Raw genomic sequence first — 14,150 nt, forward strand, 5'->3', positions numbered from 1 at the left:
CACATTACTGCTTGTTGGCAGCCATCTGTGCCGCGACTTCTGCTGCGAAGTCGTCCACCTTCTTCTCGATGCCCTCGCCCACGACGTACATCGTGAATGCCTTCACCGTGGTGTTGGTGGCTTTCAGCATTTGCTCGATCGACTGCTTGTCGTTCTTCACGAATGCCTGGTTCAGCAGCGACACTTCCTTCAGGTACTTCTGGACCGAACCTTCGAGGCGCTTGGCCAGGATTTCCGGCGACTGGGCCGGCTTGCCTTCGGCAGCGGCTTTGTCCGCATCTTCCTGGGCCTTCAGCTGGGCGACCGAACGCTCTTTCTCGATCATTTCAGCTGGCACCTGGTCCGACGACAGGGCGACCGGCTTCATTGCGGCGATGTGCATCGCGACGTCCTTGCCAACCTGCTCGTCCGCGCCTTCGTAGTCGACCATGACGCCGATACGGGTGCCGTGCAGGTAGGAAGCGAGCTTGCCGGTGGTTTCGAAGCGCTGGAAGCGGCGCACGGTCATATTTTCACCGATTTTGCCGATCAGTGCAGTACGCACTTCGTCGAAGGTCTTGCCGCCTTCGACCGGCAGGGCTGCCAGGGCAGCGACGTCGGCCGGGTTGTTCTCGGCGACGAGCTTGGCCGCCAGGCTGGCCATGGCCAGGAAGTCGTCGTTCTTGGCGACGAAGTCGGTTTCGCTGTTGATTTCGACCAGCGCGCCGATGTTGCCGGCGATGTAGCTCGAGACCACGCCTTCGGCGGTGATGCGTGCCGATGCCTTCGAAGCCTTGCCGCCCAGCTTGACCCGCAGGATTTCTTCGGCACGGCCCATGTCGCCTTCGGCTTCGGTCAGTGCCTTCTTGCATTCCATCATCGGCGCATCGGTCTTCGCGCGCAGTTCGCCCACCATCGCTGCAGTAATCGCTGCCATGTTTCTCTCCTAAATGTGATCAGTGTGCACGTGCTTGACAGCCACCTGCACGATATTGCAAACGCCGCCAGGGCGTCCGCACGATATTTTCTTGCTAATTCGGTGCTTAAAAAAAGGGGTGCTCAGCAATGGCTCGGCACCCCTTCCTGGGTCACGCGGGCAAGCCGCATGCGGCAGGCCCGCGGGGCCCGCCCTTACTCTATTAAGACTTAAGCCTGCTCGGAGACTTCGACGAAGTCGTCGCCGCCGGCCTTGACCATCTCAACGACTTCGTTGGTGGCGTTGGCACGGCCTTCCAGGATCGCATCGGCAACGCCGCGTGCGTACAGGGTGATGGCCTTCGACGAGTCGTCGTTGCCAGGGATCACGTGGGTGACGCCTTCTGGCGAGTGGTTGGTATCGACCACGCCGATGACCGGGATGCCCAGCTTGCCGGCTTCGGTGATGGCGCCCTTGTGGTAGCCGACGTCGACGACGAAGATTGCGTCAGGCACGCCGCCCAGGTCCTTGATGCCGCCGATCGATTTCTGCAGCTTGATCATTTCGCGCGAGAACATCAGCGCTTCTTTTTTCGACAGCTTCTCGACCGAACCGTCTTCCACTTGCGCTTCCATGTCTTTCAGGCGCTTGATCGAGGTCTTGATGGTCTTGAAGTTGGTCAGCATGCCGCCCAGCCAACGCTGGTCGACGTAAGGAACGCCGGCGCGCTGTGCTTCAGCAGCGATGATGTCGCGTGCCTGGCGCTTGGTGCCGACCATCAGGATGGTGCCGCGGTTCGACGAAATCTGCTTGATGGTCTTCATCGCATCCTGGTACATCGCCATGGTTTTTTCCAGGTTGATGATGTGGATCTTGTTGCGATGACCAAAGATGAACGGTGCCATCTTCGGGTTCCAGAAACGGGTCTGGTGGCCGAAGTGAATACCGGCTTCCAGCATTTCGCGCATAGTAACGGACATGTAATTCTCCAGGGTTAAGTCTTGAATAACGGCCAGTCACCCTATGGGCACCCTTGTCGGCCGCATTCGCGATTTGAATAAATAAATGGACTACTTTTGACAACATTGCCGGACCTCAGTCCAAGCAACCCGAGATTCTAGCGGGATTCGGGTGGATTTTCAAGCTTTGCGTGCTGCATTCGGGCGTCCGGGCGCTTCGCGTGCCTGGCTGAAGCGCTGCATACGACGTACCGCGTGGGCTCGAGAGCCCACCCTACGAACGGCGAAGCAATTCGATTTTGTAGGGTGGGCTCTTGAGCCCACCTTACGAACGGCGAAGCAATTCGATTTTGCAGGGTGGGCTCTTGAGCCCACGCCGTTAACCCGCAGAACATTCGCAAACCCACCCTCGCCTCGGCAAGCCACTGCACATCCCTTATAATGAAAAGAATATTGCACCGGGCGCGACTGTTGCTCGGCTGTTACGAATACTTACCGTTAGTCGAATCCTCATCCATGACCATCTCCATCAAGACCCCCGACGAAATCGAAGGCATGCGCCTGGCCGGCCGCCTCGGCGCCGAAGTGCTCGACTACATCACGCCTTTCGTCAAGCCGGGCGTGACCACGGGCGAACTCGACCGCCTGTGCCACGAATACATGGTCAAGGTCCAGGGCACCGTGCCGGCGCCGCTGAACTACGCGCCGCCGGGTTACCCGCCCTTCCCGAAGGCGGTGTGCACCTCGGTCAACGACGTGATCTGCCACGGCATCCCCGGCGACAAGGTCCTGAAAAGCGGCGACGCCCTGAACATCGACGTCACCGTCATCACGAAGGATGGCTTCCACGGCGACAACAGCCGCATGTTCCTGGTTGGCCAACCCTCCCTGCTGGCGCGGCGCCTGTCGGAAGTGGCCTACGAGTGCATGTGGCTGGGCATCTCGAAAGTGAAACCGGGCGCGCACCTGGGCGACATTGGCCACGTGATCCAGCAGCACGCCGAAAAGAACGGCTACAGCGTGGTGCGCGAATTCTGCGGCCACGGCATCGGCCGCGTCTTCCATGAAGAGCCGCAGGTGCTCCACTACGGCAAGCCCGGCACGCTGGAAAAGCTGGAAGCGGGCATGATCTTCACGATCGAGCCGATGATCAACGCCGGCCGCCGCGAAATCAAGGAAATGCCGGACGGCTGGACCATCAAGACGCGCGACCGCAGCCTGTCGGCCCAGTGGGAGCACATGATCCTCGTCACCGAGACCGGCTACGAGGTGCTGACCCAGTCGGCCGGCACCCCGCCGCCGCCGGCCATCGTCCTGCCAAAAGCCGCCGTCCCGGCGTAGGCAGCATGTCTCCGATGGCGCTCGACGGGATCCGTCCCGCTCTCAAGGCCAGGCTCAAGGCCGAGCGCCATGCCTTGTTTGCCGCGTTCAAGGATGAGGGCAAGCCGGAGAAGCTGCTGCGCGGCCTGCGCCAGTGCGTCGACGACATCCTTGGCGAAGCCTGGGACGCTGCCCGCCTGCCAGGCAACAGCGCCCTGGTCGGCGTGGGCGGCTACGGCCGCGGCGAACTGTTCCCGCATTCCGATGTCGACCTGCTGATCCTGCTGGGCGAGCCGGCCGACGCCATCACCCAGGCCCGGCTGGAAAGCCTGGTGCAGCTGCTGTGGGACCTGGGCCTGGAAATCGGCCACAGCATCCGCACCGTCGACGAATGCCTGGTCGAGTCGCAGGCGGACATCACCGTGCAAACGAGTTTGCTGGAAGCGCGCCTGGTCGCAGGCAGCGCGGCGCTCTTCGCCCAGCTGGAAGGACGCTACCGGGAAGCGCTCGATCCGCAGGCCTTCTTCCAGGCCAAGACCGCGGAAATGCGCCTGCGCCATGCCAAGTACGAATACACCGCCTTTGCGCTGGAGCCGAACTGCAAGGAGAGCCCGGGAGCGCTGCGCGACCTGCAGGTGATCCTGTGGGTGGCCAAGGCGGCGGGCCTGGCCGCTTCCTGGAGCCAGTTCGCCACGCGCGGCCTGATCACCCACGAGGAAGCGCGCCAGTTGATGGAAAAGGAGCGCGCCTTCAAGGATATCCGCGTGCGCCTGCACCTGCAGACGAACCGGCGCGAAGACCGCCTGCTGTTCGACGTGCAGACGGCGATCGCCGAGTCTTTCGGCCTGACCGACGACGCACCAGGCCCGGGGGCGCGGCGGGCCTCTGAATACCTGATGCAGCGCTACTACTGGGCGGCGAAGACCGTCACCCAGCTCAACACCATCCTGCTGCAGAATATCGAGGCCCAGCTGTTCCCGCAGCCGGCCGTACCGCTGCCGCTCGCCGGTCCTGCCGGCGCCTGCTTCAACGACGTCAACGGCTTCATCGACATCGCGCGCGACGACACCTTCGAGACCGACCCGGAAGCCATCCTCGGGATTTTTGTTGCCATGACCGAGCGCCCGGACATCAAGGGCATGACCGCGCGCACCACGCGCGCGCTCTGGCATGCGCGCGAGCTGATCGACGATGCCTACCGCGCCGACCCGGCCAACAAGGCGAACTTCCTGCGCATCCTGAAGGCGCCGGTGGGCCTGGTGCACGCGCTGCGGCGCATGAACGACTTCGGTGTGCTGGGACGCTACCTGCCGAACTTCCGCCGCATCGTCGGCCAGATGCAGCACGACCTGTTCCACGTGTATACCGTCGACCAGCACATCATGATGGTGGTGCGGAACCTGCGCCGCTTCACGATGAGCGAGCACGCCCACGAATATCCCTTCTGCAGCGGCCTGATCGCCAACTTCCGCGACCGCTGGCTGCTGTATGTCGCCGCCCTCTTCCACGACATCGCCAAGGGCCGCGGTGGTGACCATTCGGAACTGGGCCGCGAGGACGCCCTCGCCTTTTGCCAGGAACATGGCATGCGCGAGGAAGACACGGAGCTGGTCGTGTTCCTGGTCGAACAGCACCTGACCATGTCGCAGGTGGCGCAGAAGCAGGACCTGTCCGACCCCGACGTGATCGCCTCGTTTGCGGCCGTGGTGAAGGACGAGCGCCACCTGACCGCGCTGTACCTGCTGACGGTGGCCGACATCCGCGGCACCAGCCCCAAGGTGTGGAATGCCTGGAAGGCCAAGCTGCTCGAAGACCTGTACCGCATTACCCTGCGCGTGCTCGGGGGCGAGCCGCATTCGGCCGACCGCGAACTGCGCGCGCGCCAGCAGGAAGCGCTGGCCACGCTGCGCCTGTTCGGTTTACCGAGCGATGCCCACGAGGCGCTGTGGGACCAGCTTGACGTGGTCTATTTCCTGCGCCACGACGCTTCCGACATCGCCTGGCAGACGCGCTTCCTGCACGACAAGGTGAACCACCCCCGTCCGGTGGTCAAGGCGCGGCTGGCGCCGATCGGCGAAGGCCTGCAGGTGGCGGTCTACATCAAGGACCAACCCGACCTGTTCGCGCGTATCTGCAGTTACTTCGACCGCAAGAATTTCAGCATCCTCGACGCCAAGATCCACACGACGAAGAATGGCTATGCGCTCGACAGCTTCCTCGTCACCGCCGAGGGTTTCGCCAGCCACTACCGCGACATCATCAGCCTGATCGAGCACGAACTGTGCGAGCTGCTGGTAAGGCAGGCGCCGCTGCCGCCACCGACGCGCCCGCGCCTGTCGCGCCTGTCGCGCCACTTCCCGGTCGCGCCCAGCGTCGACGTGCGCCCGGACGAACGCGGCCAGTACCTGCTGTCGATCGCGGCCAACGACCGCACCGGCCTGCTGTACGCGATCGCCAGCGTGCTGACGCGCTACCGCATCAGCCTGCACACGGCGAAAATCATGACGCTGGGCGAACGCGTCGAGGACGTGTTCCTCGTCGACGGCGCCAATCTCACCAATCCGCGCGTGCTGGTGCAGCTCGAGACCGAGCTGCTTGACGCGCTGGCAGTCTGATTGCGCGCCCTGCCCGTCAACTGAAACACTTCATCTCACTTCATAAGATCCATGACCGAACCGCTCCGCCTCTCCAAACGAATGTCCGAACTGGACCTGTGCTCGCGCCGCGAAGCCGATGAATGGATCGCGCGCGGCTGGGTGCGGGTCGACGGCAAGGTGGTCTCGGAACTGGGCAGCAAGGTGCTGCCCAGCCAGCGCATCACCGTCGAACGCCAGGCCGCGGCCGAGCAGTCCAAGCGCGTCACCATCCTGATCAACAAGCCGATGGGCTATGTGTCGGGCCAGGCCGAGGACGGCTACACACCGGCGGTCGCCCTGATCAAGCCGGAGAACCGCTGGGCGGAGGACCCGGCGCCGGAACAGTTCCACCCGACCCAATTGCGCTCGCTGGTGCCGGCCGGGCGCCTCGACATCGATTCCGTGGGTTTGCTGGTACTGACCCAGGACGGGCGCATCGCCAAGCAGCTGATCGGCGAAAACACCGCGATCGACAAGGAATACCTGGTGCGCGTGGAATACACGAAACCGGGCAAGCTGCCCGAGTCGGACCTGAAAAAGCTGAACCACGGCCTGTGGATGGACGGCAAACCGCTGCTGCCGGCGAAGGTGCGCTGGCAGAACGAAGACCAGCTCAGCTTTACCCTGCGCGAAGGCAAGAAGCGCCAGATCCGCCGCATGTGCGACATGGTGGGCCTGAAGGTAGTGGGCCTGAAACGCGTGCGCATCGGCCGCGTCAAGCTGGGCGATTTGCCGGTGGGGCAATGGCGCTACCTGTCGCCGGACGAGACGTTCTGACGCGCCGCCGCAAGGCTGGGGTCAGGTCTGACATTCGGACACGAGCTCGACCGCCGCAAGGCTGGGGTCACGCCGCAAGGCTGGGGTCAGGTCTGACATTCGGACACGAGCTCGACCGTAAGGCTGGGGTCAGGTCTGACATTCGGACACGAGCTCGACCGTTGGCCGGCAGTGATTCCGCCAGACCCACGCTGAACGCGCATGCAGAGGATTTTCGATAGCAAAGGCAGAGCTCGTGTCTGAATGTCAGACCTGACCCCACCGTACTTGTGAATGTCAGACCTGACCCCACCGTACTGTGACCCCACCGTACTCTGTGACCCCACCGTACGCTGCTCTTGCGACCCCGCTGCTCTTGCCGCCTTACCTTCGCCCGGCGCGGCAAGATGCCTGCAACTGCGGGTCGGCGCCCAGTTCGCGCAGGAGCGCCATCATGGTGTCCAGCCCCCACTCCTGCGCCACCCCATAGGCGGTGCGGCAGTCGGGCGCGACGCGATTGACCTGGGCGCCAGCCGCAACCAGCTTGCGCACCACCTTCTCCAGGCGGGCTTCGCGCTCGCGCACCGCGGCGCTTTAACTGGCCCGCGCACGCCGTCGACGAACCCGTGCGCCTGCATCAGCTGCATCAGGACGCTCATGCCCTCGCTTGACCCGCTCCCCTCGTCCGGCTTTGCGCCGGCTTCGAGCAGCAGGTCCATCATCGCCAGGTCCAGCGCCAACGCCGCATGCGTCAGCGGCAACCGGTCGCGCGCGGCGTTGACGTCGGCACCGTGGCGCAGCAGTGTACGCACCATGTCGCGGTCGCCGCCGACCGGCGGCGATGCCCAGTGCCGTCCTGCCTCTGCTTCCGGTAGCGTCCGGCCCGGTCGAGGGCGGATCGGCGCTGGCGCCATGCGCGAGCAGGAAGTCGACCATGCCGGCGTCCCCCATCTCGGCCGCCGTCGTGAGCGCGGTGCCGCCCATTGCATCGATGCGCGCACCGTGCTCGAGCAGCAGGGGGCCACCACGTCGCGCCGCTTGGCGCGCACCGCGCTGTCGACCGGCGCAAAGGCCGCGTAGCCCGGCTCGACGATACGCGGGTCGCGCGCAAGCATCGTGCGCAGCTTGCCGAGATCGCCCGTGCGCACCGCCTCGGCGAATTCGGCGCCACGGCGCTCCACGATCGCCTCGGCCTGGCGCTGGGCAATCTGGTCCGGCCTCAAGAGCAGCCTGGCCAACGCATTGCTCAGGCGGTCAGCATCGGGGTGACGCAGCTCCTCGGCGGTGCGTTCGGTGTCGTTCGATTCAAGGGCCAGGAGGGGCCGCTGCAGCGTGCGGCCGTCCACGTACACGCTCAGGAAACCGAAGTAGTTCAGCAGGATCGGCCTGCCGCCCTCGTTACCGATGACCTTCTTGTCGGAGGGCGTAAACCGCACCGGCTTGAAGGCCATGACCTCGCGGATGAACGCATCCAGGCGTGTCGGATCCAGACCCTTGCACGGGCGCTTTTCCTGCTTGTACAGCGTGCAGACCCCAGCCCTGGATGCGGTCTTGACATACCAGTGCGCCACCGGGTCGCCCGCGTGACCGTCCGGTCGTTCGATCAGCAGCGAAGCCTCGATCGGCTCGCCGCTGTAACTGGCCAGCCGCTCGTGGATCGGCCGCTGCGGGAAACGCCCGGGCCAGAAATGCATGAACTCGTTGTGCGCGATCGGATGATCGCGCAGGGCGCCCTCGTAGGACAGGTCCCATTTCAGGTCGGCGCCGGCATGCACGCAGCCGGCCCAGAGGGCGCCTGCCAGCAGGCAGGCTCCGGCCAGCGCATGCCGGCCCCAGCGCAAAGCGTTCGTTGTCATGCTTCCCTTCGGGACGGGCCTGCCGTTCAGTTGTGGATGTACTTGGTGAACACGTCGCTGAAGTCGCGCTTGGTATGCGTGTCGAGCATGGCCGTGTTCAGGGCCGCCAGCAGTTCGCCGTACTGGCTGACGAGGCTGCCGGCACCGGGCGCGATATTAAGCTTGTGGACCGAGGCGGTGGCATCGAGCGTGCGCAGCGCGTTGTCGCGGCACACGGCATCGCGGTGCTGCTGCTTGCCGATCGTGATCAGGGCCTTGTAGATGTCCTTCAGCTGTTCGATGAAGGTTTTCTTGACGTCGATCGAGAAGCGCGTGGCGTCGAGGTTGAATTTCAGTTCGATATCCATGTCGAGCGTACCGGCGGTCTCGATGCTGACATTCGTAATCTGGTGCGAGGCATAGTCGTAGCGCTTGATCGAGCGCTTCGAGGACACGGCCGAATCGCCATCCACGTGGATCAGCGCCAGGTTGGTGAAGCAGTACTCGTCCTTCTTGCTCTTGATGAGAAAGAAGATCTGCTCGCCGTCTTCGCTGAACAGGTAATCGTCGGCGTCGACCTTGTTGAAGTCGGCAGGCCCGACAATGACGCCGATATCGCTGATGCCCAGTGCTTCCGCTGCCAGTCTCTTGAACATGTTGTTCCTCGTGTGAAAGAAGTCGCTACCTTAGCATTATTTCATCATGGAAAGAACCCTCGGGGTAGCCCGCCGACAGCCAATCCGGGCATCTCATTGCCCGCGCTCTGTTGCCGGTTCGGGCTTGCGCGCCCTCGATGCCTCGTCCAGCTGGAACAGCCTGTTCAAGGCGTCGAGCATGCGCCCGGCGTGCGGATGCCGCTTGTCCCTGGCGACCATTCCCGTCATGCCTGTCTCGAGCGTGGCAACCGGGCGCTGCAGCGTGCGTCCATCGATGCTCACGCTCAGCAATTGGTAGTAGTTCATCAGGATCGGTGTACCCGTCGCCTTGTCCACACCGACGGCATGTTCGCCGTCGGGAACGGGATCGAGCGGCGCGAAATGCATCACTTCCCGGATGAACGCCTCGGTGCGTGCGGGGTCGAGCGGCTGGCAGTCATCCTCCCGGTCGTTCGTCACCACGCACACGCGGGCCGCGCTGCGGGTCCTGATATACCAGGTCGCCATCGGATGCTTGCTCTCCGGCGCCTCGAGCAGCAGGGATGCCTCGATCGGCTCGCCACTGTAGCTGGCCAGCCTTTCCTGGATGGCCCGCTTCGGATAACGCGTGAGCAGGTAGCGCAGCATCTCGTTGTCGCGCAGCCGATGGCGGCGCAGGGCTTCCTTGTACGTCAGGTCCCATTTCAGGTTGGCAGCGGCCTGGGCCCGCGGTATCGACAGGCAGCCCGCCAGGACGAGGCAGCCAGCCAGCAGCAGCCCGCAGCGGTTTGCGGGCGTCACGGACCGCCCTCCTTCGATGCCTTCAATGCCTTCGTGCCAGCGGCAGGCTGTCCGACCGCGGCTTCCACGACGGGATAGAACTTCCCGACGCTGTGTTCGAGTCCATCCTCGTAGATGCGCTGCACCTTGACGATGGGATTGATGACGACACCCTTGGGCAGGGCGACGAAGGGGCCGGTCCCGAGCTTCTCGACGTCCCCCGGCGCGGGATAGGTCCACTTGCCGTCCAGGTTGCGGATGAAGACTTCGCCCGCGTAACACCCCATGACGCGCACCAGGGCTTCCACCTTCTCAAGCGGAAATTTCCGCGTATGGAAGTCGTTCATCATGCCGTCGACGTAGCCGAGGCTGCGCGGCGAGAAATCCAGGGTCACGCCGTGCGTGCGCCTGGCGAACTCCAGCGCCGAATCCGTGCATTCGGCCAGCCTGGCCTGCGGCACCAGAGGCGCCTGGCAAAAGCCGTGCGCCGATACCAGCGACAGCGATGCCGCGAACAATAGCGTGGATGGTTTCATGGACAAGTGCGAGCCCGTTCAGGTAAACAAGCGCAGCGAACCCCGGCCGCTTGCGGCACCGGGTCTCGCACGAAAACGCCGAGGCCTGGGCGCTCTGCTTATTTACGCTTCGGGCCAGGCGGCATGCCTGCGGACGCACCGGCCGAACCAGCGAGGTCCGGTTTGACCGCGGCCGGCAGGCCGACCTGCTTGCGGCAGGTATTGCGCATCGCCAGCTCCTCGGCATTGCTCTGCTCCAGCGTGCCCGGCGGCGCCTTGCCCGGATTGGCCTGCCTGTAGGCCATGGCCTTCATCGCGCGCGCGGCGAACTTGGGCGCGAAGCAGTCGCAGTATGCCCCGAGTTTCGGATTGTCCTTCAGGTCCCATTCGCCGAAGGGCTTGGGGGTGTCGGCCGATTGCCTGCACATCTGGGCATACGAGTCGTTCATGGTCGCAGCCGATTGGGCATGGACCGATGGCAAGGAGGCGACGAGCAGCGCGGCGATGCCGGCGCGGGTGAAGTGGCGGATCATGGGGACTCGCGAAAAATTGAACAGCGCGAATATAGCACGCAACTATTGTGCTGCCGACAATATTTTTGAGGGCCGATGCGGCGCCGCTTCCTCTGCGACCTGGCTCACGGGCAGCCTCGCGGCCGGCCCGCGGCCACACGGCGGACGACGCCTGCCAGCCCATCGTAGAGGCGCGCTTCGATCGCCAATGTTTCGGGACGCCCCAGGTCCGCCAGCACGACCTCAGCCGCGAGGAAACCCGACTTCACCGCCCCTTCCATCGTGCAGGGCATGCGCGTCTGCGTCCAGTCGCCAGCCAGCACCAGGCCAGGCAAGGGCGTGCGCTGGGCCGGTCGGCGCTCCTCGAAACCGACCAGGGGACAGGGGAATCGCCATCGGCACCCGGTGCACGCGCGCGTGCAGCAACTTCGCCGACGCCGCGTCCGGTGCGAACTCGGCCAGTTCGCGTACGGTGGCGGCAACGATGGCGTCGTCGTCCATATGCGCGGCGCGGTGGCTGTAGATGATGTTACTGGCGATGACCGACGGCCGTCCCGCCCAGCCATGGCGGATCTGGCCCAGCTCGTAGAAATCGTAGTTCAGGCGCTCGGGCGACCACAGGTGCGAGGTAAAACGCTCGGCCTTGATGTCGCGGTCGAACCAGAGATAGCAGCAGATGTAGGGACTGGGCTCGAACCAGTCGAGTGCCGGCAGCGCCGCGGCGCGCTGCCGGTCGCGGTCAGGAGCGGCGCCAGCGCCATTGGCGGCAAGGCGCTGACGACGACATCGGCGCGGAGGCGGGCGCCGTCGGCCAGCAGCACGCCGTCGACGCGCCCCTCCCCGACAGTGCGCGTACCGGCGTGTCCAGCAGCACGCGCCCGCCACGCGCCTCGATGTAGCTGCGCGCCTGCCCGGTAGGCCAGTTCCCCCAGCCCGACGGCGGCAAAGCCGAAGTGCAGGCCGGCGTAGCCGCTCAGCTGGGCATGGATGCGCAGCAGCGAAGCGCTCGAACAGCGCTCGAGCGGCACGTTCGTCACCACCATGGCGGCGAATCGCCACCACCAGTCGATCATGCGCTCGCTCACGCCCTGGCTGCGGAAGAAATCGAGGGCACTGATGCGGTCGAGCCCGGCCACCTGCTCTTCGCCGAAGCGCATGCCGCGCCAGCCGGTCTTGAGCATCGACAGGTAGTCGGGAGCCTTCAAACCGGGCGCGCGCAGCATGCTCGGCATCAAAGTGAAGGGCGCGGGCAGCGGCGCATGGCGCAAGGCCAGCGGTGCCGGGCTGGTCGCCAGCGTCAGTACGTGGCCAGGCTGCCAGGTGATCAGGTGGCTGCTGCCCAGCTGCCGGAGGAAGCCGAGCATGTTGTGGTATTCGGGTGGAAGATGTGCGGGCCGATGTCGACCGTATCGCCAGTATGCCCGTCGCGCCAGCTCGATGCCCTGCCGCCCAGGCGCTCGCCTGCTTCCAGCACCGTCACCTCGACCCCGCGCCCGGCCAGCGCCACCGCGCAGGACGAACCCGCCAGGCCGCCACCCACCACCACTGCTGTCGTCATCGATCGTCCCTGCCCGGTTTGCCAGCCCACAGTCTCCAGGGAGGCGGGCGGAGCCATCGGTACGGCCACGCACACAGGCGCCAGGCAGCGCTTGCGCAAGCCACTTCCTGAACAGGCCGGCTGCACCTCTGTCATGATTGCATCTTCTGTTGTCGTCGCGTAGCATGCAGTCGCGAAGCGACGGCCACGAGCTCGCCGCGAGACAAGTTCATCCAACAAGGAGACAAATTGAAAACGGAAATCCTGCCGTACAGCCAGACCCGCTCGTTCGTGACGGTGTGGCTGATCGAGTTATGGGAGCGCTTCGGCTATTACGGCATGCAGGCGCTGATCGTGTACTTCATGGTGCAGCGCATGGGCTTCGACGACAGCCGCGCCAACCTGGTCTGGGGCGCCGCCGCGGCCCTGATCTACGTCGCCCCGGCCATTGGCGGCTGGATCGGCGACAAGGTGCTCGGCACCCGTCGCTGCATGTTCCTCGGCGCGATCATCCTCTCGCTCGGCTACGCCCTGATGGCGATCCCGACGACCAATACCTGGTTCCTGTTCTCGGCCCTGGGCGTGATCGTGGTCGGCAACGGCCTGTTCAAGCCGAACACCGCCAACCTGATCCGCAAGATCTACGAAGGCGACGACTCGAAGATCGACAGCGCCTTCACCATGTACTACATGGCCGTGAACGTGGGCTCGACCGTCTCGATGCTGGCCACGCCGGCGATCAAGGACTACTTCAACGCCACCCATGGCAACGAAATCGGCTGGCACGTCGCCTACGCCTTCTGCAGCGTCGGCCTGGTCGTCGGCATCCTGACCGGCCTGATGATGCGCGCCACCATCCGCCACGTCGGCTCGCTGCCGGACGAACGGCCGCTCGACATGACGAAGCTGGCCATGGTGCTGGCCGGTGGCGTCGTGGCCGTCGGCCTGTCGGCCGTGATCCTGCAATACCAGAGCCTGGCGCGCGTCTTCGTGTATCTGGCCGGCCTCGTCGTGCTCGGCATTTTCGTGCACCTGATCCGCAAAAGCGAAGCGAGCGAACGTGCCGGCCTCGTCGCCGCCCTGGTGCTGACGCTGCAGACCGTGTTCTTCTTCATCTTCTACCAGCAGATGTCGACCTCGCTGTCGCTGTTCGCGCTGCGTAACGTCGACCTGGAATTCACCCTGTTCGGCGCCCACCTGTGGACCTGGTCGCCGGCGCAGTTCCAGGCACTGAACGCGATCTGGATCATGGTGCTCAGCCCCGTCCTTGCATGGATGTACTCGCGTGCCGGCCGTACCGGCTCGGACCTGTCGATCGCCGGCAAGTTCGTGCTCGGCTTCGCCGTCGTGGCCGCCGGCTTCTTCACCTACGGCGTCGCGGGCCAGTTCGCCGTGAATGGCCTGACCTCCTCCTGGATCATGATTGCCGGCTACGGCCTGTACTCGCTGGGCGAACTGCTGGTGTCGGGCCTGGGCCTGGCGATGGTGGCGCGCTATGTGCCGGCACGCATGGGCGGCTTCATGATGGGCGCCTATTTCGTCGCCACCGGTATCTCGCAATACCTGGGCGGCGTGGTCGCCAACCTGGCCGCGGTCCCCGAGGGCATGTCCGACCCGCTGCAGACGCTGCCGATCTACACCAGCCTGTTCAACAAGCTGGGTATCGCCGCCGTGATCTGCACGCTGATCGCCCTGTCCGTGCTGCCGATGATGCGCCGCCTGACCGCGACCCACAACGCGCACCAGTAATCGTCGCGGGAATCCAGCCCA

At 64.7% G+C, this 14,150-nt stretch carries 14 protein-coding genes and 1 pseudogene; 4 read left to right on the forward strand and 11 right to left on the reverse strand.

Annotation, left to right across the window (positions count from 1 at the left end):
- Positions 1–4: 4 nt before the first annotated feature.
- Together tsf and rpsB are read right to left on the reverse strand one after the other, a co-directional pair.
- On the reverse strand, positions 5–916 hold the full coding sequence (tsf, locus tag G4G31_RS17885) for a translation elongation factor Ts (protein ID WP_182988782.1): 912 nt from the start codon (positions 914–916) through the stop codon (positions 5–7).
- 209 nt (positions 917–1,125) lie between these two features.
- Complete coding sequence (gene rpsB, locus G4G31_RS17890) at positions 1,126–1,875, reverse strand: 30S ribosomal protein S2 (protein ID WP_182988783.1); 750 nt, start codon at positions 1,873–1,875, stop codon at positions 1,126–1,128.
- A 495-nt stretch (positions 1,876–2,370) separates the two neighbouring features.
- On the opposite strand from rpsB, the gene map reads away from it, so the two are divergent.
- From map to G4G31_RS17905, 3 genes are read left to right on the forward strand one after another with little or no spacing between them, the layout of a single operon-like run.
- The gene (gene map / locus G4G31_RS17895) at positions 2,371–3,195 is read left to right on the forward strand and encodes a type I methionyl aminopeptidase (RefSeq protein ID WP_182988784.1); all 825 of its coding nucleotides are present in this window, start codon (positions 2,371–2,373) and stop codon (positions 3,193–3,195) included.
- 5 nt (positions 3,196–3,200) lie between these two features.
- Positions 3,201–5,789: a [protein-PII] uridylyltransferase gene (locus tag G4G31_RS17900; protein ID WP_182988785.1), complete on the forward strand. Its 2,589-nt coding sequence runs from the start codon at positions 3,201–3,203 to the stop codon at positions 5,787–5,789.
- Positions 5,790–5,840: 51 nt separating this feature from the next.
- Positions 5,841–6,587, forward strand: coding sequence for a pseudouridine synthase (locus tag G4G31_RS17905; RefSeq protein WP_182988786.1), 747 nt, complete (start codon positions 5,841–5,843; stop codon positions 6,585–6,587).
- A 431-nt stretch (positions 6,588–7,018) separates the two neighbouring features.
- Here G4G31_RS17905 and G4G31_RS29345 read toward each other — a convergent pair whose 3' ends face one another.
- From G4G31_RS29345 to G4G31_RS17945, 9 genes and pseudogenes are all read right to left on the reverse strand, one after another.
- Positions 7,019–7,480, reverse strand: a complete 462-nt coding sequence (locus G4G31_RS29345; RefSeq protein ID WP_374011324.1) for a hypothetical protein — start codon at positions 7,478–7,480, stop codon at positions 7,019–7,021.
- 22 nt (positions 7,481–7,502) lie between these two features.
- Positions 7,503–7,550 (reverse strand): annotated as a pseudogene (locus G4G31_RS29350) (hypothetical protein); the annotation flags it as partial.
- Between the two features lie 898 nt (positions 7,551–8,448).
- A complete protein-coding gene (locus G4G31_RS17915) occupies positions 8,449–9,057 on the reverse strand; it encodes a PH domain-containing protein (protein ID WP_182988788.1) in 609 nt (202 codons plus the stop codon).
- A gap of 93 nt (positions 9,058–9,150) precedes the next feature.
- A complete protein-coding gene (locus G4G31_RS17920; protein WP_182988789.1) occupies positions 9,151–9,837 on the reverse strand; it encodes a hypothetical protein in 687 nt (228 codons plus the stop codon).
- Positions 9,834–10,352, reverse strand: coding sequence for a hypothetical protein (locus G4G31_RS17925; RefSeq protein WP_182988790.1), 519 nt, complete (start codon positions 10,350–10,352; stop codon positions 9,834–9,836). Before G4G31_RS17925 ends, G4G31_RS17920 begins: the two co-directional genes overlap by 4 nt.
- Before the next feature lie 98 nt (positions 10,353–10,450).
- Positions 10,451–10,864, reverse strand: a complete 414-nt coding sequence (locus tag G4G31_RS17930) for a hypothetical protein (RefSeq protein ID WP_182988791.1) — start codon at positions 10,862–10,864, stop codon at positions 10,451–10,453.
- Between the two features lie 104 nt (positions 10,865–10,968).
- Entirely contained in the window at positions 10,969–11,409 is a 441-nt protein-coding gene (locus G4G31_RS17935; RefSeq protein ID WP_182988792.1) for an FAD-dependent oxidoreductase, read from the reverse strand.
- Between the two features lie 33 nt (positions 11,410–11,442).
- Entirely contained in the window at positions 11,443–12,207 is a 765-nt protein-coding gene (locus G4G31_RS17940; protein ID WP_182988793.1) for a hypothetical protein, read from the reverse strand.
- The gene (locus G4G31_RS17945) at positions 12,168–12,401 is read right to left on the reverse strand and encodes an FAD-dependent oxidoreductase (protein ID WP_229425076.1); all 234 of its coding nucleotides are present in this window, start codon (positions 12,399–12,401) and stop codon (positions 12,168–12,170) included. The genes G4G31_RS17940 and G4G31_RS17945 overlap by 40 nt, the downstream gene beginning before the upstream one ends.
- 228 nt (positions 12,402–12,629) lie before the next feature.
- On the opposite strand from G4G31_RS17945, the gene G4G31_RS17950 reads away from it, so the two are divergent.
- Complete coding sequence (locus tag G4G31_RS17950; RefSeq protein WP_182988794.1) at positions 12,630–14,129, forward strand: peptide MFS transporter; 1,500 nt, start codon at positions 12,630–12,632, stop codon at positions 14,127–14,129.
- The last annotated feature ends 21 nt before the right edge of the window (positions 14,130–14,150 follow it).

It is taken from the genome of Massilia sp. Se16.2.3 (assembly GCF_014171595.1).
In the GTDB taxonomy this organism is placed as follows: Bacteria; Pseudomonadota; Gammaproteobacteria; order Burkholderiales; family Burkholderiaceae_D; genus Telluria.

Excerpts from the sequence above, each read along its gene's own strand:
- map (WP_182988784.1), top strand. The coding sequence starts at position 2,371 with ATGACCATCTCCATCAAGACCCCCGACGAAATCGAAGGCATGCGCCTG.
- G4G31_RS17900 (WP_182988785.1), top strand. The coding sequence starts at position 3,201 with ATGTCTCCGATGGCGCTCGACGGGATCCGTCCCGCTCTCAAGGCCAGG.
- G4G31_RS17925 (WP_182988790.1), bottom strand. The coding sequence starts at position 10,352 with ATGAAACCATCCACGCTATTGTTCGCGGCATCGCTGTCGCTGGTATCG.
- G4G31_RS17940 (WP_182988793.1), bottom strand. The coding sequence starts at position 12,207 with ATGCTCGGCTTCCTCCGGCAGCTGGGCAGCAGCCACCTGATCACCTGG.
- tsf (WP_182988782.1), bottom strand. The coding sequence starts at position 916 with ATGGCAGCGATTACTGCAGCGATGGTGGGCGAACTGCGCGCGAAGACC.
- G4G31_RS17945 (WP_229425076.1), bottom strand. The coding sequence starts at position 12,401 with ATGACGACAGCAGTGGTGGTGGGTGGCGGCCTGGCGGGTTCGTCCTGC.
- G4G31_RS17915 (WP_182988788.1), bottom strand. The coding sequence starts at position 9,057 with ATGTTCAAGAGACTGGCAGCGGAAGCACTGGGCATCAGCGATATCGGC.
- G4G31_RS17905 (WP_182988786.1), top strand. The coding sequence starts at position 5,841 with ATGACCGAACCGCTCCGCCTCTCCAAACGAATGTCCGAACTGGACCTG.
- G4G31_RS29345 (WP_374011324.1), bottom strand. The coding sequence starts at position 7,480 with ATGGCGCCAGCGCCGATCCGCCCTCGACCGGGCCGGACGCTACCGGAA.
- G4G31_RS17930 (WP_182988791.1), bottom strand. The coding sequence starts at position 10,864 with ATGATCCGCCACTTCACCCGCGCCGGCATCGCCGCGCTGCTCGTCGCC.
- rpsB (WP_182988783.1), bottom strand. The coding sequence starts at position 1,875 with ATGTCCGTTACTATGCGCGAAATGCTGGAAGCCGGTATTCACTTCGGC.
- G4G31_RS17935 (WP_182988792.1), bottom strand. The coding sequence starts at position 11,409 with ATGGCTGGGCGGGACGGCCGTCGGTCATCGCCAGTAACATCATCTACA.